Here is a 23,384-nt window from a genome sequence, read left to right as displayed (position 1 = left end):
TATGAACATCACACGCCAAAATTACGAAGAGTACTTTCTGCTGTACGTCGACAATGAACTGAACATTGTTCAACGGAAGGCCGTGGAATCCTTTGTGGAAGAAAACCCGGATCTGCGCGCCGAGCTGATCATGCTGCAGGACACTGTATTGCCCTCCGACGATCAGATCGTGTTCCAAAATAAGGGATCGCTGCTGAGAACAACTGCAGCACCCAACCCGGTCAACGACACCAATTGCGAAGAATATTTCATCTTATACGCCGACGACGAACTGACCAATGAGCAGAAGGACCAGGTAGAACAATTCGTATACCGCAACCCGCAGCACCAGGCCAGCTTTGAATTGATGCAGCAGGTAAAGCTGATGCCCGATACCTCGGTAGTATTCCCGGATAAATATGCCTTGTATCGCCACGAGGAAGAAGAAAAGACGCCTGTGGTTGGAATGCGCTGGTACAAGATGGCGGCGGCCGCTGCCGTGCTCCTCTTTGTGGGCGGCATGGGCTGGTATATGGCTACGACAGAAGACCCCATTAAAGGACAAGTGGCTCGCGACAACAACGGCAAACAGCCTCAAACTACGCAGCCTGCTACAACAACACCTTCGCAACAAAGTATAGCTGCTACTGATGCCGGGAAGAACAATCAGGCAGCGAATCCTGGAACTGATCAGAGCACCGCTAACCCTGCCGTGAAAGAGAACACCGGTTCACCCGCACAGGAAGGTTATGCAATAAAGAAAGAGGAAAACAAGCGTACCCCTTTAACACCGGCTGTACGCCCGCAGGAAAAGTCTGTTCAGGATCAGGAATTGGCCGCTCTGCAATCAACGCAGAAAAAAGACAACAATAAGAGTAACATTCTGCCTGAGCAAAACGTACAACAAGAAAAGGGATACGCAGCAATCAATCCTGCAGAGAAGGCTCCTAATAAAGTTGAATTGAAAGGACAGGATCCTGAAAAAACAACCCTTAGCGATCCTACCAACAAGAATAGTGAAGCAGTAGCGGTAGGTACTCCTGTAGGAGTAATCGACCTCGCGGTTAACAACAAAACCCCCAACAAGGGTTACGAGCCGCTCCCATATGACGAATCACCCGAGAATAATAAGAAAAACAGGATGCGTGGTTTCTTCAGAAAAGTATCCCGCGTGTTTGATAAAGCTACCAGTGCTGATCCGGATCAAGAGAAATCCAGCATAAGGATAGCCAGTTTTGAAATAGCGTTAAAATAATCTCCATTACACAAGTAAATTTTGAAGTATGAAAAGGATGCTGACTCTCCTGGCGGGAATAGGTATGGCATGTTCGGCCCTGGCTCAAACAGATACAACCCAACAACCCAAAACCGATACACTCCGGATAGGTAAAATGATCATCGTGCGCACCCCTGGTAGCGCCAAAGCAGATAACGACCGCGAAACAACCCGTGTTTACCGCCGTCACTACAAACCCTCGAACCTCACCACCAACTGGCTGATCTTCGACTTGGGCTTCACCAATTGGAATGACCAAACCAATTACACCAGCGCCGAAGCACAGGCATTTGCCCCCGGCTCCGATGAAGACTGGTTCAAGCTAAAGTCTGGCAAATCGAGCAATGTGAACATCTGGATCTTCATGCAACGGCTCAATCTTATAAAACACGTAGTGAACCTGAAATACGGTTTGGGCCTGGAGATGAACAACTATCGATTCAAAGAACCGGTAAAGTTCGAAACCGAACCCAAGGTGCATGTATACATGGACAACAGCACCAACTACAGCAAGAACAAACTGGCAGCAGATTATTTTACCGTTCCTATGTTGCTCGAGTTCAACTTCACCCCGCAGCGTGAGCGAGGATTCAGCCTGGCCTTTGGCGCCAGCGCAGGTTACCTGTACAACAGCCGCCAGAAAACCATCACCGATGCCGACGGCAAACGTAAAAAACACGATGATTTCGACCTGAACCCCTGGAAAATACAGTACCTCGCCGAATTGGGACTGGGTCCGGTTAAACTGTACGGCGCATATGCCACCGAAAGCATCTTCAGCAAAGGATTGGATCTTACTCCTTATAATGTAGGCATTCGAATCAATAGCTGGTAAGATCAGTGAAAGAATTAAGAAGCAGACGCTGCGTGTGAGGGATACCTGCACGCAGCGTTTTTATTTTCTGTTCACGAGCCAGGCTCCTACTACCAAAAAGATCACCCCGATCATCTTCTGCAAAGAAATAGGGCTTGTCTTCATACCCAGTACCCCAAAATGGTCCATCAGCAAAGCCGTCACCAACTGGCCCGCAATGATAAGCACAAACATATTGGCCGCTCCGATCTCCTGCACCGACAATAAAACGACGGTTACCACAAATACGCCCAGCAATCCGCCCGAAAACTTGTACCAGCTGATATCGCTATAAGCGTTGAGCGCGGGAACGGCTTGTTTCGAGAACAATAACAAGATAGCCAGTGCCAGGGTGCCACCTATAAAAGAGATGAAAGCGGCCAGAATAGGATGGTTGATCGCTGCCCTGAGCTGGGCATTGATCCCTGACTGCACCGTCATTGCCACGCCGGCCAGCACGGGAAGTATATAAAACAGGTATTTCATGATCAGTTTCGGTTTGAGCCAGCAAGTTCATGAATATCATGGAAAAATACAATTAGGGCTGAGGTTGCCTGCGGCGGGCGCCAAGTTTTCGCTCAGGAAAACCACTTACCGAACCTCCACTGCAACAATCCCTTAACGAGAAATGGCAAACAAATTGCAGACTAATTTCCCCGGGAGAACGTTGACAATGAAGTGTATTGCATTTTCTATTGTTAAAACTTATCCACCTGAAAAATATTCTTAATTCCTTATACGTTTTCAATAAGGCAACAAGGTATCCGTATTCATTAATCTAAAGCTTACCGATCGACTGGTCTTTACGCAAAACCAGGCTTACCATGAAACGCCAACACATCGCCGCGCTGCTGCTATTGTCCTGTGCAGGCTTAGCTGCCTTCAGAACCATTGAAAAAAGGGTTCACATGAAACGCTTCTTTAACAACGGCCCTACGGGCGCCGTTTATATCATCGTCGACAAATCCGATTATGAACTGCAAGTCTATGATGAGGAAGGCTGGTACGCCACCTATCCCGTCGTATTCGGCAATAAAGACCTTGGGGATAAAATGATCGAGGGCGATCGCAAAACACCCGAAGGCACTTTCAAGATCATCTCCAAAAGACCGCATGCCAAATGGCATAAAATGTTCATGCTGGATTATCCTACGCAGGAAAGCATGGCCAAATTCAATCAGCGGAAGGCGCAGGGAGTAATTCCCAAAGGGGCGAAGATCGGCGGCGGCATCGCCATACACGGCACCTGGCCCAATGACAATATCGTCGTAGATGATTTTACCAACTGGACCAATGGCTGCATCGCGGTCAAGAATGAAGATCTCGATGAATTGGAATCATACATGCCCATTGGCACCAAAGTGATCGTGCGGAGGTAATTGTTGGGCAAATCCAGGCTCGCCACAAGTATAGAGATCCCGGTTATCGCACTCAATATTGAAGAAGGAAATCCTTGATCTCCTTCTTCCAATGTTCAGGCTCGCGCTTGCATAGTGATTCATGTTTAGCCTGCTCGTATATCACCAGTTTCTTCCTGCCATGCGGGATATTGGCATAGATCGCCTTGGTTTCGGCCAGCGTAACGCGGGAATCCTTGGCTCCATGCTGCACCAGCACCGGGCATTCGATCTTCTTCGCATACTCCTGCGGATCGAGGCCAAAGGCCCAGAAGTCCCGGATGGCGCCGCCCCAAAAGGTCAGCATGCCGGCCAGCGGACGCTCGGGCAAGCCCATCGTACGTATCCTGCCCTTCACCGCATCGTATAATGTTCCGTAAGAGAGTTCAAGAATGATCTTCTCGGGCTTTACGCCCTCTACTGCAATGGCACGCGTAATGGTGGCAGCCCCCAGCGATACGCCCCACAACACGATGTTTTGCTCTCCTTTCTTTCTTACAAAATCATACGCAGCTTTTACATCGGCTGCTTCATAATAGCCGATCGTGCTTACATGGCCATCGCTGTTGCCATGCGCCCTGAAATCGATCAGCATGGTATGGAAACCCAGGCTGTGCATATAATAAGCCTCTTCGAGTACACGGCCGCTGGAGCTGCCATGTCCATGAAACAGGATCACGGTGCCACGGGCCTGTTTGCGTGGCATATACCAGCCCCGAAGATGCGCAGTATCGGAAGTAGTGAGGGATACCGCCTCATAAGGCAGTTTGGGATGCGCGTCGTTGACCGACTTGGGATATTGCAGGCCAAACAATACTACTTTGGTCTTCTCCAGGCCGCTCATTTGCTCGGGTTTCTTGATGGCCGCACCGGCATCATCATAGAAGTAGGTAAACCGATAAGCGTGGAAGATGCAGAGTGCGTTGAACAGCACAAACAGAATGAGGACCGTCCATAATACTCTTCGTAGTATTCGCATAAGGGGGCTTAGTAGATTTACCGGAACAACCCTGCCTGTCTTATTTTGGTACTACAAACAGGTTCTGCGGCGGCTGATTTTTGGCATGAATATCGCGCATTTATAGCGGAACCCCGATATCCTTGAAGAACCCAATAACAATTGGGAGATAGAACAAAACATATAACATTGGTAATCAGAAAACGGCCAATGTTTTCCGTCTCTATGAAAACCCCATAACCACTCCAGCCATGGGGTTTTCTTTTTTATGTAACTCCTTATAATTTTCCGTTCTTGATCTCTTCCACAACAGCGGGGTCGAGCAGGGTAGAAATATCGCCTAATTTATCAGTTTCGCCCTCTGCAATTTTACGTAGTATTCTCCGCATGATCTTACCGCTTCTCGTTTTGGGAAGGCCGCTTACGAACTGAATTTTATCGGGTTTGGCAATGGGGCCAATGATGCGGGAAACTGTTTGAGCGATATCCTGACGGGCCATTTTGTCATCGCTGTCTCCATGACCCTGATAGATCACGAACGCATAGATACCCTGACCTTTGATATCGTGCGGATACCCTACCACGGCACTTTCTACCACACCGGTGTGCATGTTGATGGCATTTTCCACTTCGGCCGTTCCGATACGGTGACCGCTCACGTTCAACACGTCATCTACACGGCCGGTGATGCGGTAGTTGCCTTCTTCATCACGCAGACAGCCATCGCCGGTAAAGTACAGGTTATCATAAGTAGCAAAGTAATTGGTGCGGCAACGCTCATGATCGCCATAAGTGGTGCGCAGCATACCGGGCCAGGGGAACTTGATACAGAGGTTACCGCTTACGCCATTACCTACGACCTCTTTGCCATTCTCGTCTACCAGGATGGGTTGTACGCCAGGCAGCGGCAGGGTGGCGAAGGAGGGCTTGGCTGGTGTAATACCTGCCATATTGGAGATGAGGACACCACCGGTTTCGGTTTGCCACCAGGTATCTACAATAGGGCATTTCTTTTTACCGATGTTCTCATCGTACCAATGCCAGGCTTCTTCATTGATTGGCTCGCCCACGGTACCCAATACTTTCAGTGAACCGAGGTCGTGTTTTTGTACCGGCTCCAGTCCGAAGCCCATGAGGCTGCGGATGGCAGTAGGCGCCGTATATAATGTGTTCACCTTATACTTATCGACAATATCCCAGAAACGGCCGGCATCGGGCCAGGTGGGCACCCCTTCGAACAGGAGGGTAGTAGCACCGGCACTCAATGGGCCGTACACGATGTAACTATGACCCGTGATCCAGCCGATATCCGCTGTACAAAAGAATACGTCACCCGGTTGGTATTGGAATACATTGACGAATGAATAGTTGGCATAGACCATATAACCACCGCAGGTATGCACCACACCTTTGGGTTTGCCGGTTGAGCCCGAGGTATAGAGGATGAACAGCATATCTTCTGCATCCATCTCTTCGGCCGGGCAGTCATGATTGCCTTGTGTTTCTACTTTCTTCACTTCATCTTCCCACCAAACGTCGCGGCCCTTCAGCATCGACACGGCGGTACGCGTGCGGGTAAGCACCACTACCCGCTTCACAAACGGGCATTGCACCAGGGCGTCGTCTATAACACTCTTCAGCGGAATTTCTTTGTTACCACGGTAAGCACCATCGCAGGTGATGACAAATTCAGCTTTGGCATCCTGCAGACGGTCGGCTATACTTTGTGCACTGAAGCCACCAAACACCACGGAATGGATAGCGCCGATGCGCGCGCAAGCCAGTACAGCAATCGCGAGTTCGGGCACCATACCCATATAGATACATACACGATCGCCTTTTTTGATGCCATTATTCTTCAAAACATTGCCAAATTGTACCACCTTATTGTACAATTCACGATATGTTAATACACGGTGGTATTCTTCGGGATCGTTGGGCTCCCAGATAATGGCGGGTTTGTTGCCCAGCTTTTCGAGGTGGCGGTCGATACAGTTCTCCGTAATGTTCAGCTTACCGCCATTGAACCATTTGATGGTGGGCTTCTTGAAATCCCACTCCAATACTTTATCCCAGGGCTTGCGCCATTGGAAGTTGGATGCAATATCACTCCAGAATTCTTCGGGATGATCTACGCTCTTTTTGTAAGCTGCCTGATACTGTTCTGCTGACCTGATCTGGTAGGGATATGACATAACTAATCGTTTACCTTGGTGTTTTTGGAGCTTAAAAATACAACAGTTTAAATTTTAATAAGGCGTTCGGGTGAAAAATTGAATATTATTTACGCTGGCATTGCTGCTTCCTGCCTTCATACGATTGCGCAAACAGCAAAAATTAGATACCGTTATTAAACTCCTGCAGTTTAATAGACTGTTCAGCAAAATGTTTTGCAAGCCGGGCAGTGCTGATTCTCAACTTTTCAAATTATCTTCCGTGCATGAATCAAACGACTGCTGCGCCCGCAAACGTTATCCGCCAGGTTATCATCGCATCCTCCGTTGGTACCATGATCGAGTGGTACGATTTCTACATCTTCGGGATGCTCGCCAAAACCATCAGTACCCAATTCTTTCCGGAAGGCAATGCCACTGCCGCGCTCCTGAGCACGCTGGCCATCTTTGCCGCCGGATTCATTGTGCGCCCTTTTGGTGCATTGGTCTTTGGCCGCCTGGGCGATATGATCGGCCGCAAATACACCTTCCTGCTCACCCTCATCCTTATGGGTGGCTCTACCTTTCTCATCGGTCTTGTGCCCAGTTATAAAAGCATCGGCATGGCAGCTCCACTGCTCGTGTTGCTGCTTCGCCTCATACAGGGCCTCGCGCTGGGTGGCGAATATGGAGGCGCCGCTACTTATGTAGCAGAATATTCACCAGCCAATAAACGTGGTTATTACACCAGCTGGATCCAAACGACCGCAACGCTCGGCTTATTTGTAGCGCTCGGTGTGATCATGCTGGTAAAGCTCAATATGACCGATGAGCAGTTCAACGCTCCCTGGGGTGGCTGGCGGTATCCCTTCTGGGTATCTATCTTCCTCGTTATTGTATCTATATATATAAGGATGAAGATGGATGAATCGCCCATCTTCACTAAACTGAAGAAAGAAGGTAAAACATCTTCGAACCCGCTCAAAGAAAGCTTCCGCAATAAGGCCAATTTCAAAATGGTATTGCTGGCGCTGTTCGGCGCTGTGATGGGTCAGGGCGTTGTTTGGTACACCGGGCAGTTCTATGCGCAAAGTTTCCTTGAAACAAAATGCGCCATCGAGTTCGAGCAAAGCCGCACCATCATGTTGTGGGCGATCGCCTTTGCTACCCCTTTCTTCCTGTTCTTCGGCTGGCTCAGCGACCGCATCGGCCGCAAGTGGATCATGCTCACGGGCATGTTGCTGGGCGTGCTTTTATACCGCCCCATCTTTTCTACCTTCCTCAAAGACACGAATGTGAAAGAATGGGAAGCCAATAACCCCACCATGGTAAAGCAGGACCGCAAGGCTACCGTGCATGAGAATAGCTACATCATACAGGTAGCTGCACACTACGAAACAGCCAGCGGAGAGAAATATACCCGTGTAACGACAGATACTTTATCGCAGGCAGATGGGCCAATACAGTCGGGCAGTGTATCCAATAAACCAGCCACCTATACCAACAAACATGTAAGCAAGGGAACCTATATGTGGTTCATCTTCCTGGTGTGGATCATGATCGTACTGGTAACTATGGTGTATGGTCCTATCGCCGCCTTCCTGGTAGAAATGTTCCCTACCAAGATCCGGTATACATCCATGAGTCTGCCCTACCATATCGGCAATGGTGTTTTTGGCGGCCTGGTACCCTTCATTGGTTTATTGTTAACCACGAGCATTCCCGGCGATCCGCTGGTGGGCCTTTGGTATCCCATTGGCATCGCAGCACTTTGCTTTATCATCGGCAGCATCTACCTGCGCAACAAAATTGACCAGGACGTAACCGATTAATTCATTCACCGATCAACAACTTTTTATGAATACGCTGAAAAAAATATTAGGTTTCGTTTGGCTGCTGCTCGGCCCGGTAGTTATCTACTTCCTCGTGCAGGGAGCTATTACCCATATCGACCCCAAAGGCACCAAAGACATTAACAACCCGGTGATCTGGATCATCATCATCACGATCTTCACACCCATCGCCATAGGCCTGATGATCTTTGGCTATTACGCTGTGAAAGGTGAGTACAGTCACCTGCCCGAGAATTCGCAGGAACTGTAAAAGACCCACACAGCCCCGGGCGGACGTTCTGCGACGGCTGCAGTACTTGCTGCAGCTGTTCATTCCTATGAGGAAATAGGGCAATAGTCTGCAAAAGATTAATCAGCAATACAATATATTGCGAACCGGACGTTTTAGAGCCGGCAACTGGCGGAACTTGTTCATACCCAATAGAACTGTCTGACCAGCGTCATCAAATTGTTAAAAAAAACCAAACGCCCTAACAATTGCTGGATCGAGGGGTTATATTTGCATTGTCAGTAAATTGATTATGAAGCAGCCACGCAATAAATACCAGGCTTTGTCGCCGCGGAAGGTCTTTCCTGCCGTGTGCATGATGCTGCTTTTGCTGCTGCTGACCAGCATGAACTTCTTTGTGTACTCCGACAAAGACCAGGAAAATCAATCATCCTGGAGTGCCTCCAACGAAGAAGAGTCGCCGGAAACGAACAATCCCTGCTCGCCGGCCGGGCCCGATGAAAAAGCGCCCAACAAACCTGTCTCTGTAAACGAAGAATATATACACGAGGGCCCCGATATGGATCACCCATTCTGGATCGACCCTTTGTTTGCCCACAAAATTCACGAATCAGAGAAATTACAGATCGTACACTACGAACTGATCACGCCGCCTCCCAAAGCGTAGTCTATTTTCCCCGTTACTTCTGACGTTTCACGTAAATCTATTTGTTTAACCCCTTTCTGACAGGAAAGGTATTGGTTGTCGATGCAATGGTATGCTGTACCCGCATGGGTGCTGTTGCCATCGCGTAGATATTCAATCGTATCTCATTTCCTCAAATTTATTGTTATGGTGCAAAAGCCTAAAAGCTATTTAAAGTCTCTTGGTTCTGACTTACCCTCTTCAGTTGTGGTTTTCCTGGTAGCCCTGCCGCTGTGTTTGGGTATCGCTATCGGATCTGGCGCTCCTCCTTTTTCCGGGCTTATTGCCGGTATCGTGGGTGGCATTGTGATTGGTGCTTTAAGTGGATCGCAGTTAAGCGTGAGCGGACCCGCCGCCGGCTTAACGACCATTGTATTGGCGGCCATTACCAAACTCCAGGTTTACGAAGCGTTCCTGCTGGCCGTTGTGTTGGCAGGTGTTATCCAGATAGCGCTGGGATATCTAAAAGCAGGTGTCCTGGGCGACTATATCCCTGGTGCTGCTATTAAAGGAATGTTGGCAGCGATTGGTTTGATCCTTATTCTGAAACAAATACCTCACCTCGTGGGCGACGAAGGCGACTATGAGGGAGATGAGGCATTCAATCAACCTGATGGCAAAAACACTTTTACACAAGTATTCTATGCCTTTAAGCATATCATGCCCATGGCCCTCGCCATTGGTTTGTTGTCGCTGGTCATAATGATCGTGTGGGAAAAGATCTCGAAGAAATCGAAGGTGCTGGCCCTCATCCCATCTGCCATGATCGTGGTGGTGGTGAGTGTGCTGATCAATGAATGGCTGCAGACTAACCGGCCCGACCTGGCCCTGGGTGCCAATCACCTGGTAAGCATTCCCAAGGCTGAAACAGCCGGCGAGTTCCTGTCGTTCTTCACCCATCCCGATTTTAGTTACCTGGGTAATATAACGGTTTGGACAAGCGCCTTCACGATCGCCATTATCGCGAGCCTGGAAACTTTGCTGAACATCGAAGCTTCGGACGAACTGGATCCTTACAAGCGCGTAACCCCTACCAACCGGGAATTGAAAGCCCAGGGTGTGGGTAACCTGGTATCGGGTTTGATCGGCGGTTTGCCGCTTACTTCGGTAGTGGTGCGTACCTCGGCCAACATCAACTCAGGCGCAAAAACGAAGATCTCTGCCATCAGCCATGGTGTACTGCTGCTCTTGTGTGTGGCCCTCATCCCTGGCTTGCTGAGCATGATCCCCTTTTCAGCGCTGGCTGCCGTGCTGATCTTCACTGGTTATAAACTGACCAAACCCGCCTTGTACATCAAGTATTTCAAGAAAGGCCTGGATCAGTTCCTTCCCTTTGTGATCACGGTGGTTGCCATCCTGCTCACCGACCTGCTGGTAGGTATCCTGATCGGCTGTTGCGTAGGTTTAATCTTTGTATTGCGCAGCAACTTCAAATCGGCCGTATTTGTGGTGAACGATGAGAACAAGTATCTCTTCCGCCTGCGGAAAGACGTTTCGTTCCTCAATAAGCCGATCATCAAGCGCAAGCTGGAAGAAGTGCCTGCCGACTCCTACGTGCTGATCGATGCTGCCCGGGCCGATTTTATAGACAAGGATGTAATCGAAGTGATCGAGGATTTTCAGAAGCACGCCCCGCTGAAGAACATTACCGTAGAACTGAAGAAAAGTGTGTACAAGGAACAGGGGTTCAATACTCATGTACCCCGTGAACTTGTTTTATCCAAAAACTAATTTTTATGAACTCATTCGAAAAGCTGTTACTCGAAAATAAGGCCTGGGCTGCAGAGACCCAGATGGAAGATCCCGGTTTCTTCGACCGCCTCTCGAAGGGGCAAACACCGGAATTCCTGTGGATAGGTTGTAGCGACAGCCGTGTGCCCGCCAACCAGATCACGGGCACCAATCCCGGTGAGATCTTCGTACACCGCAATATTGCCAACCTCGTGGTGGATAATGATATCAACCTTTTGAGCGTACTGGAATATGCCGTGATTCACCTGAAAGTAAAACACGTTATCGTTTGCGGCCACTATGGTTGTGGCGGGGTCAAAGCGGCCCTCACCAACGATAGCTATGGCCTGCTCGATAAATGGCTTGTGAACATTAAGCATACTTATCAGGATAACAAATCCGTGATCGACAGTATTTCTGATTCTGAAGCAAAAGTGAATCTGCTGGCCGAACTCAGTGTTCGCCAGCAGGTGATCAACCTGTCGAAGACCGATACTATCCGCCGGGCCTGGGATAAAGGCGCCCGTCCGCACATCCATGGCTGGGTGTATGGGTTGAAAGACGGATTACTTAAACCGGTATACGATATTGCGCCGCCCGTGAAAACACCGGCGTTCGCACTGCTTTAAGTGTATGGTGTCTGTGTACCCTTTGCAAAGGCCCGGCGATGTTTTATTCAGCCGGGCTTTTCTTATGCATCCTCGGGCTGCCAGCCCCCTCTCCACTTTCGCCTGCAATCAATGCGCGCAGGGCTTAATCGGCAGTTGCGCTTCCCTCTTTGCGTGGCTTAGCGCCGGGAAACTTACTCGTTACCAGTAACTCATATTCATCCCTGGCCTTCAGTTTTTTGATCAGCTGGTGTAGCTCGGCCGAGTCGTTGGCATCGTCATAGACCTGGTCGTGCGCAAGCAGCACGAGGTGCTCGGGTACGCGGGTCTTGTTGGCCGCGAACAGGCTATCGATCTGTCCCAACAATGCGTCGGCCCCATTCTTCAGGGTAAAGTTCTTATGATCGTAGTGCCATTCCAGGTCCCAGCCAATGATGGTAAAGCCGGCCTGCTGGAGCGAATCGGCGGCAGCGGCACTCTTCGACAGATCGGTGTAGCGCAAGGTATCCACGCGCCAGATGTTGCGACCCGGTGTTCGGCTGATGGTATTGCTGAGGCCAAGGCTATCCTGGCATCGCTTGAAATCATTCACTACCGAATCGGGCTGTTCATAAAACTTGTTGTACCGGTTGTGCCAGGCGTGGGTATGGCTGTGGTTGCACAACTCGATGGACTCCTCTATACGAAGACTATCCCAGGTGGCGCGTTGGGAAGTGCTGGCAAAGGCATGTTCACCAATGAGAAAGAAGGTAACGGGCACCTGTTCCTGCTGTACGATATCCAATACTTTTCGGGTTCCCTTGTTGGGCCCGTCGTCGAACGTAAGGTAGATCTTCTTCTTTTTCTTCTTACGGGTGGGAGGAGGTGTTTTCTCCCCGGTTTTGGCTGTTGATGGCTGGGGTTGGGTAATGTTGTTGATGTCGTTTCTGCGGGTTGTTTTGGCACAGGCCATCAGCACCAGCAAAAGCAGGAGCGGTTTGTAGAACACAAAGCCAGTAGGACCGCCTTCGTCACTCTGGGTTTCCATACTTGTTAAGGGGAAGTTTTATGAGTATGAATTTATATCACAGCAAAGGCCTTCTGCAAATTCTTTTGGTTAAAGATTGTATAAAGCGTGTGGGATGTTGTTGTCCGTTATGCATCCATCCGGCGGCGTCTCCGTACCGGAAAACGTACCGATCTGGAAGTGTTTCTGACAGTGTGCAGGAACGTGGGCTGAACTGGCAGGCACAAATTGTAGTTCAGCTACTGGCGAGGGCCTGGCTTATTTGGCAAAAACGATGCAAAAGGCCGGCCGGGAAAACCGGCCCGACCATGGCCGAATTATCTTAAATTTACTGGTAACAACTTTTGCAATGAGCCGTAAAGAAGAAGTATTGCAGGATGTGGTGATCAAGTTCGCCGGTGATTCGGGCGATGGTATGCAGCTAACGGGCAGCCAGTTTACCAACAATACCGCTTTGCTGGGCATCGACCTGGCTACCTTTCCCGATTTTCCGGCAGAGATCCGCGCACCGCAGGGCACCCTGCCTGGTGTAAGCGGCTACCAACTCCGGTTTTCCAGCGACCGCATCTTTACCCCCGGCGACGAGTGCGATGTGCTGGTGGCCATGAATGCCGCAGCACTCAAGACTAACCTCAAAACATTAAAGAAAGGCGGCAAGATCATTGCCAACACCGATGGTTTCGATACCAAGAACCTGCGGCTGGCCAATTATCCCGATGGCATCAATCCACTCGAAGACGGCAGCCTCGGCAACTACGAAGTGATCAAGATGGATGTTACCAAAATGACACGTGAGGCGCTCAAGGATATCACCATGGGTACGAAGGAGAAGGATCGTGCCAAGAACATGTTCGTGTTGGGGTTCCTGTATTTTATGTACAACCGCGATATGGAAAGCACCCTCCATTTCTTTAAGGAGAAATTTGGTAAGAAGGCCGATATCCTCGAAAGCAATACCCGCGCGCTGCAGGCAGGCTACAATTTTGGCGACACGACAGAAACCTTCACGACCACTTTTCGCGTGGAGAAAGCGAAAATGGAACCGGGCGTATACCGCTCCATCATGGGCAACCAGGCGTTGGCCTATGGGCTCATCGCAGCTTCCCAAAAAAGCGGGTTACCGCTTTTTCTCGGCTCCTACCCCATCACACCCGCTTCGGATGTGCTGCACGAACTGAGCCGGCACAAAGCTTTTGGTGTAAAGACCTTCCAGGCAGAGGATGAAATTGCCGCCATTACCTCGGCCATCGGTGCCTCGTACGGAGGTTTGCTGGGCGTAACCACCACGTCGGGGCCGGGTATGGCCCTGAAAGCCGAGGCCATGGGCCTGGCGGTGATGATGGAAATACCATTACTGATCTGTGATATTCAACGCGGCGGCCCTTCTACCGGCCTGCCTACCAAAACCGAACAGAGCGATCTGTTGCAGGCTTATTATGGCCGTAATGGCGAATGTCCCATGCCCATAGTATCTGCCTCTACCCCCAGTGACTGCTTTGGCGCTGTGTACGAAGCGGTGAGGATCGCCATTCAACATATGACGCCGGTGATCTTCCTCAGCGACGGCTATATAGCCAATGGGGCCGAACCCTGGCGTTTTCCCAAAAGCGAAGACCTGCCCTCTATTGAAATAAAGTTCAAAACCGATCTGGGGCATGGAGAGGATAAATTTCAGCCTTACCTGCGCGATGAAAAACTGGTGCGTCCCTGGGCCATACCCGGCACGGCCGGTCTGGAACACCGTATCGGCGGACTGGAGAAGCAAAACATTACCGGCAATGTGAGCTATGATCCCGACAACCATCAGCTGATGGTGAAGATCAGGCAGGAAAAAGTAGAAAAGATCGCCGAGTATATCCCCGAACAAAAGCTCGACAGCGGACCGGCTACAGGGAAATTACTGGTGCTGGGCTGGGGCAGTACGTATGGTGCCATCAAGAGCGCTGTGGCCGAAATGCAGGAGGAAGGTTTTGAAGTCAGTCATGCCCATCTTCGTCACCTGCGTCCCTTCCCCAGGAACCTGGGTGATTTACTTAAGAGCTTCGATCAGGTATTGATTCCCGAAATCAATAACGGTCAATTAATAAAGATCATCCGCGATCAATATTTTGTAGATGCGAAAGCCTACAATAAGATCATGGGGGTGCCCATTACCAAGACCGAGCTGGTCATGAAATTAAAGGAGCTATTAGCGCCGGCAAGCTGATGGGGAGCCCGCTCTTACACCAATTGACTTACTAAAGCTGGACGTCTACTGAGAAGGTCAATTCTTTATGAGCTCTGTACGGTTTGCTCTGAAAACAGGAAGGCGATCGCAAATGCCAGGATGGCAAGGATCAATCCAAACATGAAGATATTGTAACTGATGCGCAGGTATTTGTATTTGCGCGCCAGCACCACACCCAGGAAGTAGATGTCCTTGATCATGCTGCTGTTCAGGTATTCATTGTCTTTCATCATCTCCTTCATCGCCCAATCATATTCGTGGAGCGACATATTGTAGAAGTTGCCAAAGAACAGGAGGTTTACCTTCTTGTTCCGGATATCCTCTTCTGTAAATGTTCCCTTGGTAATATTGGGTCTGGTAGCCAGGATCGCGTACACTACTGCACCCAGGCACACAGCCAGTAATATGATCGTGGGCCAGATGAATTCCGGGTAGAATTGCAACTTACCCAGCAGCACCGATACCATGATCGACATTACGATCGTGTTTACGGAGATCATGATGTTGGCCTTGCTATCGGCCATTTGACTAAGGTTCACGTGGTTGTCGGACATGATGCGGAACATGGTGGAAATGCCCCGTTCGGTGCGGCCGGCCGTTTTCAGCTTGTCCTTGATGGCTTTGGCTTCTTCCTGGGGCACTGCATCACCGGGAGGTGCGGCTTCGGCTTTGCTGAGGGCTGGCGGTGCTACTGCGGGTGCTTCGGCATCTGTTTCTTTGGACAACAGTTCCTGCAGGTGCTGGTCTTTTACCGGCTGAAGGTTCTTCCGGGCATAATCGGTAAAGTAACGATGTTGCTGCAGGAACAGGATATTGCGCTTGCGCCATTCCTTCTTGCTTAGCTTATCCTCGAAGAGGGTGTTCAACTCTTTCCTGAGTAATTTGTTCTTTTCATCGAACGCATCGGAGCCGAGGTGAAACAGATCGGCGTCGCATAATATCTGCTCTGTGAGGTTGGTAGGGCATTGCGGCCATTGGGTGGCCAGTATACAATTACCTACCTTTTCAATCACTGTTGCATCTACCTGGTGCTGCTGGAGAAAATCGATCGCGATCTCCCTGCTGATCCTTTCGTGCCAGCGGGCGGTACCACTGGAATAGCCGGTATCGTGAAACCAGGCAGCCAATAGCAGTACCTGCCTTTCGCTTTCGGGCAACTGGTAAAAGTTGGCCAGGGTGGTGGAGGCCGCTACCACATCTTTCGTGTGGTCGATATTGTGGAATAGGAAGGCAGGACTAACACGCGTAGCAAAGAAATGGGTTACATAACGTTCCGTTTCCTGCAAGAGTGATTGGCTGTCTGATGACATACATGCGTTACTTTAGCAGTCTAAATTAAGGAATAAAAGATTGTATCTTTAGAAGAATTAATTGTCTGTATCAAGCATTTAACTGTACAATGGCCATGAAATTTCCGAGCACGCTCGTTTTCTTATCCCTGTTCCTCGTTACCTCCTTTCAGGCATGCAGCCGCCAGGGTAAATCATTTGTGCCGCCCATTCCGGGCTACAGCACCACCAACAAGCAGGTGATCGTTCTCGATAAGGAGCTATTGGAGATCTCCGGCATGTTCTATTTGCCCGATACAAGGATCGCCGCCATCAATGACGAAGACGGCAAGATATTTATGATCAACAGTTCCACGGGAGATTACACCGTTACAAAGTTCGGCCGTAAGCGGGACTATGAAGATATCGCGATGGTAGGTGATTATTATTATGTATTGGAAAGCAATGGCAATATTCACCGGGTGCCCGCAGCAACGGCCAATTCGGAGGAAGAGTTTGAGTTCCCGCGCGACAAGAAGATAGAATTCGAAAGCCTGTACTACGATCCCAACCTGCGTCAACTGGTGCTGGTATCGAAAGAGCAGCGCGAAACCAAGAAGGGTGTGATTACTTACACCTTCTCACCTGATAGTCTCCAGTTTTCGGACCAGATCCTTTATGAGATCCGCCGCAAGGAGATCCATGCACATTTAAAAGATAACAATGCACAATTCAAACCATCGGCTGCTGCGATACATCCCAAACTTAACAAGTTGTTTATCGTGGCTTCGGTAGGGAAAGCTATATTGCAAACGACGCTTGACGGTAAGATAGAAGGCGCCTGGCAAATGAACCCCGACCAGTTTCCACAACCGGAAGGTATTTGCTTTGCCCCGAATGGTGATATGTTCATTTCTAACGAAGGGGTTGATGGCAAGGCTACGATCCTGAAGTTTCCATATACCCCACCCGCCAAGTAGAAATAATACGATTTCCTTATCTGTATAATAACAAATATTGGCGCTGGGTCAAGTTTGACGCAGCTAATTTCCACATAATTAAGACCTTCACACCCGTGAATATTCGTAACGAAGCATACAACAAAGCATTTGGCGCCAACCTGAAAAGGTTGAGAACCGCCAAGAAACTCTCCCGCGAGGCACTGGCCGCCCAGGCAGGCATTGAACCCAAACAGGTATACAGGATTGAAGTGGGCGAAAGCAGCCCTACTATCGCTACTGTTATAACCATTGCCAATGCCATGGCCATGCATCCGAAGAAAATGTTCGACTTTGATTTCGACTTTAAAGCCGGAGGACTGTAGTCTGTACGTTTGGTGAGATGAAAAAGGAACATCCTGGCCCCTTGCGGCGGCCAGGATGCAACAATATCTGTGTCTATTAGTGGGCGACTTTCGCCGTTCTCTTTTCTTCCTTTACAGCTTCTGCCGCTTCTTCTTCGAGGTTGATGGCGATACGCAAACCTTTCAAGCCGCTTACTCCCTGCAACTCTTCGAGGTCAAACTTTTCTATTTCTCCCTTCAGCAATCCCTGGTTTTGCAGGAATTCGATGTACTCGAGATACTCCTGTGCTTCCTGCGGCTGTGAATAAACGATCGCGATGGTACCGGGTTGCGTGAGCCTTTCGTTTGAATCCTTGACATGCACTTTATCGATCCTCTTTTTAATGATCTCGTAACGGATGTTGTATGCACCATCCACATCGAACTTGCGTTCTGCTGTGCGGAAGCTGATGGATATGGGGTGGCTATGTGCCAGGATGAGCTGACTGGTTTGCAGGCGCAGCGGAAGCTCTTTCTCGAGCTTGTGCGTAAGACGTGCCGCTTTGGCCAGGGTGCTCAGCTGCCATATCTTAAGGTTCTTGAGGTAGAAGAAGTCGAACTTCTTATCGGGGCTGATAGATTGACCGATATAGATATTAAAGTCGACGCCATCTGTCACAAACCTTTCGAAGTAGTGCGGAAATATCTTCTGCGCAGCTTCCTGTTCTTTATCAATAAAGCGGGCTACCGCATTGTTGATAGTGGTGATGCTGTCTTCGTATTCTTTCCGGTGGTGGTATACCATTTCAACCGGCGAGTTGATGGCTTCCATGTACCGATTGATGTCTTTGCTCAGCGAAGGCAATATGCTTTGCAGGTGCTTGAACAAATTGATGAGTTCCACTTTCAGGAATTGCAGGATGGCGATCTCTTCATCGGCAAACAAGATGTTGGATACCGAATGTTTGAACTTCTGCAATTTGAAGGCAGTTTCATCAAGGAGTGGGAAGGCATGTTCCTTCTTGGCCAGCTGCACTATTTCGTGCGCCAGGTTGAGTTGTTCGAGCAGGTCGAGCTGGATAGCGTTGTTACGCTCTACCGATGAATTGCGGATGTCGATGGCGCCATACATCGGGTATACATTCTGGAACACGATGGGCTCTATCTTCACCTGCTCGCCTTTACTTTTACGGGTAAGGTAGCGCAGGGCTTCTTCGGTAAATCTCCACTCTACCGCATCCTGTACGGCAGTGAACTGATCTTTAATCACACGATCGACCTGGTGATCGAGGTTTTCCTGGCTCTTTTCCATCGCCAGTTTGAACAGCGGGATGGCCGGCTCGATCCTGGCGATATGGGCTGATGTAAAGATGCCCGGTTCTTCGCTTACGATCAGCAGTACGCCCAGCATGTCGTGGCTATCGGCAAACAGGGGGCAAATGATCGCGCTTTTATAACCCAGCTCGGCCAGCATGGTGATGAATGGGTAACGGATCACCGCTTCATCATTGATCTGTGGTATGAGCAGGGGGCGTTCTGTATTCTTAAATGCTTTTACTACGGCCTGGTAGATATACTGCAGTTGTTCGGGCGTGGGGTCTTTCTTAGCACCACGTTCAATATTGGTACTGCTGTATATTTCCGATAATACCAGGTGGTTGTTAACCCTGAAAAAGGGTTTGATGGCCGTGCTTACGCCCTGGATGCCGATCAGGTTTTGTACCTGCTCCTGCAGTTCGCTGAACACATGCTTGTCGGAGAAGGTGTGCAGGTCGAGGAGGCGGTTGCGAATAATATTCAGTACTTCTCTTTCGGTGACATCGCGGAGCCGGAGGATGACCATGCCCTCAAATTCGAAGAGACTTAAAGGCAGTAATTCCTTCAGCTTTTCGAGCGACATGAGATCGGTGACCTCATGGCAGTGGGCGCCACAATCTATGGGTAACAGAGGCAGGTCGCCTTTGGCGCTTACGTCAATGAAACGGGAGTCAAGCTCCAGCTCGGTATAGGTATTGAGACCGGTGTCGGGATTTTTCACCTCGTATACACTGGTCATCACACCATTATTAATATTGGTATTGAAGAACCTGTTGAGGATCATCTGATAAGCGCCGAGTATCTTTTCGTCCTGGATACGATCTTCTGTGGCGCAATCGGGCATCTTGATCTTGTGGCCCGAGGCATCGAGAAACTCTTCCTGCATGCGACGGGATGCATAGAACATTTGAAACTGGAAGGGCACCGAGGCACCGAACAGGTCGTCTTTATCTGATAATGTAACCGGGAATACGGTGGCCATCAGCTGTTCGATGAGGTCTTTGTGCTTGTCCAGCACGTCGAGATCGCGGATCGGTTCGAGGAGCTCGGGATGTTGATAAACCCTGTTGACCAGGTCTTTATAGAAATGACCGGCTCCCGTTCTTCCTTCCCGGATGGTCTTTTCCAGTTCCCTGATCAGCGGTCTGAACGACAGGGAGGAAGCGATTGGAGAGATATGTGTAGAATTTTTGTCCATTTAGTAAGTCTTTTGTTTTTAACTGGCTATACAAGGGTAGACGGTCGATCAGGTTGGATATTGTAAAAGTACCATTTTTTTATCCCGCCAATTGTGCCCGAAACCGGGGGATTTTAATTGCAAATTAATAACACGGATGGTTAACTAAAAGTTGAAATTGTACCCGAAAGTGGTGGTAACATCTTGTATAGCAGTTATACTTTGCGTGCACCGAATCTGACGTATGTATTGGAATATCAACCAAATGGGAGAAAATCAACGGGTGGCTTTCGCTTTATTTTTCTGGAAGTACTTGCAGGCGGCCGTGAGGCCGCATTCCTCGCATTTGGGATTGCGCGCTACACAGGTGTACCGGCCATGAAGGATGAGCCAGTGGTGGGCAACATGCACCAGATCCTCCGGAATAAACTGAAGGAGTTGCTTTTCGGTAGCCAGGGGAGTTGTGGCGTTGACGGTGAGGCCAATACGGGCAGAGACACGGAATACGTGGGTATCTACGGCCATATTGGGTTGCTGGTCAACCACAGAGGTGATGACATTGGCCGTTTTTCGACCCACGCCAGGCAATAGCACAAGTTCTTCGACGGTAAGCGGTATCTCACCATGGAATTTATCCATCAGCATATTGGCCATGCCGATGAGGTGCTTGGTTTTGTTGTTCGGATAGGATATGCTTCTGATCAGCGGGAAGAGTTCGTCGAAAGTGGCTTTAGACAAGCTGGCCGCGTTCGGGTATCTTTCAAAGATAGCCGGCGTGGTCATATTGACCCTTTTGTCGGTACACTGGGCTGATAAGATAACTGCTACCAGTAACTGGTAGGGGTTGTCATAAATTAACTCCGTCTCGGCATTTGGAGCGTGCTGCTGAAAATAGCTAATTACGAAGTTGAAACGTTCTTTCCTTGTCATTCTATTATGGAATGACGGCGAAATTACGGGAAGAGAATCAGGCAATCAATAATGCGGTACAAAGATTATTGTACCGATTCTGTTGCTGATTCGCGTGCGTAGTTTAATATATTCAGGATAACCTGCGGCCTGGGCGATTCAACGACCCGGTCAAGGCCAGATACAGAGGCTTTTAAAACTTCTAATTTCTCTCGAAGTGTCCAATCTTCCTGTAATGCGGCTTCAATTGCTGCAGTTTTCTCCTGTGAGGTTTCTTGATACAAATACTGTATGAGCTCCTCTGGTGTAAAGAGAACAGTCATAGGCAATACCATTTATGTCCATTAAAATTTCCGAAAGAGTCAATTTCGGAGTCCGTCCGTGTTAATAACGCTGGTTGGGTTCGAGTTATTGTATAGGATATGGAAATAGGAGGAGAGTAGCTGAAATCCGGGTCCAAGGTAGATAAAATAATCAAGAAATAACAGTAGGATTTATACCCTGATCTGGGTATGAAACGGGGAGATTTGAGGGAGATGTGAGTCTATTAAAACCCTCACGGGGCGAGCGCTTTGACCAAGGTCAATCTTCGCCTAACTATTTGTTATTGAATATTTTTGAAGCATATGGGCGCATTGTAAACAGCGAACCATTTAAAGAAAGTTGGAGGGGCCTGGTGTAAGGAGATTTTTATGCGCTGGGTTACTGTATCAGGATAGTGTAAGGATTACCTGATTTTAAGAAGTCTTTAATCTCCGTGGGGCAATCACGGTGTAACAGCTGGCAGACTATTGCTTATTGGGAGTTGGTTCCGGGAGGATGTACAGGTCTTCGTTGTCTCTCTTCATCCAGAACTTTTCGCGGGCATATTTTTCGAGTGTGGCGGGATCAGACTTTAGTTGCTCGAGTTCTTTTTTTGTTTCTTCTATCTGGCCAAGGTAATGGTCACGGCTGGCTTCGAGCTTATGGAGCTCGGCCTTGTGCTTAAAGTGGGTGGTGATGATATCCTGATCGTCGAAGAAGCAAAGCCATACGCCAAACACCAATGCAGTGAGCAGGTATTTATTCCTTATCCAGGCGGGTATGTGTTGAAGCATCTTCATGGATCGTGATTCGTGAATAGAAGAATGAGAAAAAAAGCAGGAAGTCAGCAGGTAGCCGACTTCCTACCTTTAGTTATTACTTACCAAATTTAATCTTTCCTTTAGGATATACTGCGTTCTCGGCCAGTAATTCTTCGATGCGGAGCAGTTGGTTGTATTTTGCCATCCGGTCGCTACGGCTGGCAGAACCAGTCTTGATCTGACCGCAATTGAGCGCTACTGCGAGGTCGGCGATGGTGGTATCTTCTGTTTCACCGCTGCGGTGGCTCATGATGGTATTGTAACCACTGTTCTGCGCCAGTTGAACGGCGTTGATAGTTTCAGTAACGGTACCGATCTGGTTTACTTTGATGAGAATGCTGTTGGCGATTCCTTTGTCGATACCTTCCTGGAGACGCTTTACGTTGGTAACGAACAGGTCGTCACCTACCAGCTGGCATTTGTTGCCGATTGCGTTGGTCAGGTTTTTCCAACCAGTCCAGTCATCTTCTGCCATACCATCTTCGATTGAAACGATGGGATATTTCTTAGCCCAATCTGCCCAGAAAGCTACCATTTCATCGCTGCTGATGGATTTGCCAGAGCTCTTGTGGAACTTATAGCTGTTTGTCTTTTCGTCGAACATTTCTGTAGTAGCAGCGTCCATAGCGATGCCAATTTGCTCACCGGCTTTGTAGCCAGCGAGGGTAATGGCTTCCAGTACGGTTTCGATGGCTTCTTCATTGCTCTTGATATCAGGAGCAAAACCACCTTCGTCACCTACGTTGGTGCTGTATCCTTTTTTCTTCAATACAGTTTTCAGGTTATGGAAGATTTCCACACCCCAACGGAGACCTTCACTGAATGAAGGAGCGCCAATGGGAACCACCATGAATTCCTGGAAATCGATCTTATTATCAGCATGCATACCACCGTTGAGGATGTTCATGAGTGGCATGGGAAGTACGGTTGCATTTACACCGCCGAGGTAGCGGAAGAGGGGCAGGTTGCTTTCCTGAGCAGCGGCGTGTGCTACGGCCATTGATACGGCGAGGGTAGCGTTGGCGCCGAGCTTGGCTTTATTTTCAGTACCGTCGATCTTGAGGAGTTGGTTATCGATGTAGGCTTGTTTTACTACTTCTACTCCGATCAGTTGGTCGGCGATGATATCGTTTACGTTCTTTACGGCTTGCAATACACCTTTACCTACATACACTTTCTTGTCACCGTCGCGCAGTTCTACTGCTTCGTGTTTACCGGTTGATGCTCCGCTGGGTACAGCGGCACGGCCTATGATGCCATTTTCGGTAACTACATCTACTTCTACAGTAGGATTACCGCGACTGTCTAATATTTGTCTGGCATGAATGTCGGCAATGTAACTCATGATTCGT

At 49.1% G+C, this 23,384-nt stretch carries 21 protein-coding genes; 11 read left to right on the top strand and 10 right to left on the bottom strand.

What is annotated here, in order from left to right:
• Nucleotide 1 precedes the first annotated feature (1 nt).
• Nucleotides 2-1,234 carry a hypothetical protein gene (locus P2H89_RS00990; RefSeq protein ID WP_275824603.1) on the top strand — a complete coding sequence of 411 codons (1,233 nt, stop codon included), beginning with the start codon at nucleotides 2-4 and terminating at the stop codon, nucleotides 1,232-1,234.
• A gap of 28 nt (nucleotides 1,235-1,262) precedes the next feature.
• A complete protein-coding gene (locus tag P2H89_RS00985) occupies nucleotides 1,263-2,090 on the top strand; it encodes an outer membrane beta-barrel protein (RefSeq protein WP_275824602.1) in 828 nt (275 codons plus the stop codon).
• Nucleotides 2,091-2,150: 60 nt separating this feature from the next.
• On the opposite strand, the gene P2H89_RS00980 is transcribed toward P2H89_RS00985, so the two are convergent.
• Nucleotides 2,151-2,594, bottom strand: a complete 444-nt coding sequence (locus P2H89_RS00980) for a DMT family transporter (protein WP_275824601.1) — start codon at nucleotides 2,592-2,594, stop codon at nucleotides 2,151-2,153.
• Between the two features lie 338 nt (nucleotides 2,595-2,932).
• On the opposite strand from P2H89_RS00980, the gene P2H89_RS00975 reads away from it, so the two are divergent.
• Nucleotides 2,933-3,487: a L,D-transpeptidase gene (locus P2H89_RS00975; RefSeq protein ID WP_275824600.1), complete on the top strand. Its 555-nt coding sequence runs from the start codon at nucleotides 2,933-2,935 to the stop codon at nucleotides 3,485-3,487.
• A 52-nt stretch (nucleotides 3,488-3,539) separates the two neighbouring features.
• Here the strand turns inward: P2H89_RS00975 and P2H89_RS00970 are convergent, their stop codons facing one another.
• Nucleotides 3,540-4,484, bottom strand: coding sequence for an alpha/beta fold hydrolase (locus P2H89_RS00970; RefSeq protein WP_275824599.1), 945 nt, complete (start codon nucleotides 4,482-4,484; stop codon nucleotides 3,540-3,542).
• Nucleotides 4,485-4,741: 257 nt separating this feature from the next.
• Nucleotides 4,742-6,658 (bottom strand): acetate--CoA ligase, encoded by a 1,917-nt coding sequence (acs, locus tag P2H89_RS00965; protein WP_275824598.1) that lies wholly within the window; start codon nucleotides 6,656-6,658, stop codon nucleotides 4,742-4,744.
• 245 nt (nucleotides 6,659-6,903) lie between these two features.
• On the opposite strand from acs, the gene P2H89_RS00960 reads away from it, so the two are divergent.
• The 5 genes from P2H89_RS00960 to P2H89_RS00940 all read left to right on the top strand — a co-directional run bounded on the left by P2H89_RS00960 (nucleotide 6,904) and on the right by P2H89_RS00940 (nucleotide 11,743).
• Nucleotides 6,904-8,448 carry an MFS transporter gene (locus P2H89_RS00960; protein WP_275824597.1) on the top strand — a complete coding sequence of 515 codons (1,545 nt, stop codon included), beginning with the start codon at nucleotides 6,904-6,906 and terminating at the stop codon, nucleotides 8,446-8,448.
• A gap of 25 nt (nucleotides 8,449-8,473) precedes the next feature.
• Nucleotides 8,474-8,719: a DUF6814 family protein gene (locus tag P2H89_RS00955; RefSeq protein WP_275824596.1), complete on the top strand. Its 246-nt coding sequence runs from the start codon at nucleotides 8,474-8,476 to the stop codon at nucleotides 8,717-8,719.
• Between the two features lie 271 nt (nucleotides 8,720-8,990).
• Complete coding sequence (locus tag P2H89_RS00950) at nucleotides 8,991-9,365, top strand: hypothetical protein (protein ID WP_275824595.1); 375 nt, start codon at nucleotides 8,991-8,993, stop codon at nucleotides 9,363-9,365.
• Between the two features lie 165 nt (nucleotides 9,366-9,530).
• Nucleotides 9,531-11,114: a SulP family inorganic anion transporter gene (locus tag P2H89_RS00945; RefSeq protein ID WP_275824594.1), complete on the top strand. Its 1,584-nt coding sequence runs from the start codon at nucleotides 9,531-9,533 to the stop codon at nucleotides 11,112-11,114.
• A gap of 5 nt (nucleotides 11,115-11,119) precedes the next feature.
• Nucleotides 11,120-11,743, top strand: a complete 624-nt coding sequence (locus P2H89_RS00940) for a carbonic anhydrase (RefSeq protein WP_275824593.1) — start codon at nucleotides 11,120-11,122, stop codon at nucleotides 11,741-11,743.
• Nucleotides 11,744-11,867: 124 nt separating this feature from the next.
• Here the strand turns inward: P2H89_RS00940 and P2H89_RS00935 are convergent, their stop codons facing one another.
• Nucleotides 11,868-12,749: a polysaccharide deacetylase family protein gene (locus P2H89_RS00935; protein ID WP_275824592.1), complete on the bottom strand. Its 882-nt coding sequence runs from the start codon at nucleotides 12,747-12,749 to the stop codon at nucleotides 11,868-11,870.
• 328 nt (nucleotides 12,750-13,077) lie between these two features.
• Here P2H89_RS00935 and P2H89_RS00930 point away from each other — a divergent pair, with 328 nt between their 5' ends.
• A complete protein-coding gene (locus P2H89_RS00930) occupies nucleotides 13,078-14,934 on the top strand; it encodes a 2-oxoacid:acceptor oxidoreductase subunit alpha (protein ID WP_275824591.1) in 1,857 nt (618 codons plus the stop codon).
• A gap of 65 nt (nucleotides 14,935-14,999) precedes the next feature.
• Here the strand turns inward: P2H89_RS00930 and P2H89_RS00925 are convergent, their stop codons facing one another.
• A complete protein-coding gene (locus tag P2H89_RS00925; RefSeq protein ID WP_275824590.1) occupies nucleotides 15,000-16,265 on the bottom strand; it encodes a Pycsar system effector family protein in 1,266 nt (421 codons plus the stop codon).
• A 95-nt stretch (nucleotides 16,266-16,360) separates the two neighbouring features.
• Here P2H89_RS00925 and P2H89_RS00920 point away from each other — a divergent pair, with 95 nt between their 5' ends.
• Together P2H89_RS00920 and P2H89_RS00915 are read left to right on the top strand one after the other, a co-directional pair.
• Nucleotides 16,361-17,203: a hypothetical protein gene (locus P2H89_RS00920; protein ID WP_275824589.1), complete on the top strand. Its 843-nt coding sequence runs from the start codon at nucleotides 16,361-16,363 to the stop codon at nucleotides 17,201-17,203.
• A 95-nt stretch (nucleotides 17,204-17,298) separates the two neighbouring features.
• Nucleotides 17,299-17,547 carry a helix-turn-helix transcriptional regulator gene (locus P2H89_RS00915; protein WP_275824588.1) on the top strand — a complete coding sequence of 83 codons (249 nt, stop codon included), beginning with the start codon at nucleotides 17,299-17,301 and terminating at the stop codon, nucleotides 17,545-17,547.
• Between the two features lie 76 nt (nucleotides 17,548-17,623).
• Here the strand turns inward: P2H89_RS00915 and P2H89_RS00910 are convergent, their stop codons facing one another.
• From P2H89_RS00910 to eno, 5 genes are all read right to left on the bottom strand, one after another.
• Complete coding sequence (locus tag P2H89_RS00910; RefSeq protein WP_275824587.1) at nucleotides 17,624-20,020, bottom strand: hypothetical protein; 2,397 nt, start codon at nucleotides 20,018-20,020, stop codon at nucleotides 17,624-17,626.
• 255 nt (nucleotides 20,021-20,275) lie between these two features.
• A complete protein-coding gene (nth, locus tag P2H89_RS00905; RefSeq protein ID WP_275824586.1) occupies nucleotides 20,276-20,929 on the bottom strand; it encodes an endonuclease III in 654 nt (217 codons plus the stop codon).
• A 65-nt stretch (nucleotides 20,930-20,994) separates the two neighbouring features.
• Nucleotides 20,995-21,231 (bottom strand): hypothetical protein, encoded by a 237-nt coding sequence (locus tag P2H89_RS00900; protein WP_275824585.1) that lies wholly within the window; start codon nucleotides 21,229-21,231, stop codon nucleotides 20,995-20,997.
• A gap of 465 nt (nucleotides 21,232-21,696) precedes the next feature.
• Nucleotides 21,697-22,011, bottom strand: a complete 315-nt coding sequence (locus P2H89_RS00895) for a septum formation initiator family protein (protein WP_275824584.1) — start codon at nucleotides 22,009-22,011, stop codon at nucleotides 21,697-21,699.
• A gap of 76 nt (nucleotides 22,012-22,087) precedes the next feature.
• On the bottom strand, nucleotides 22,088-23,377 hold the full coding sequence (gene eno / locus P2H89_RS00890; RefSeq protein WP_275824582.1) for a phosphopyruvate hydratase: 1,290 nt from the start codon (nucleotides 23,375-23,377) through the stop codon (nucleotides 22,088-22,090).
• Between the last annotated feature and the right edge of the window lie 7 nt (nucleotides 23,378-23,384).

The organism is Paraflavitalea sp. CAU 1676 (genome assembly GCF_029223285.1).
Lineage (GTDB): Bacteria > Bacteroidota > Bacteroidia > Chitinophagales > Chitinophagaceae > Paraflavitalea.
Note: the sequence above shows the minus strand (reverse complement) of the source record. Positions and strands in the feature narration are given on the sequence as shown.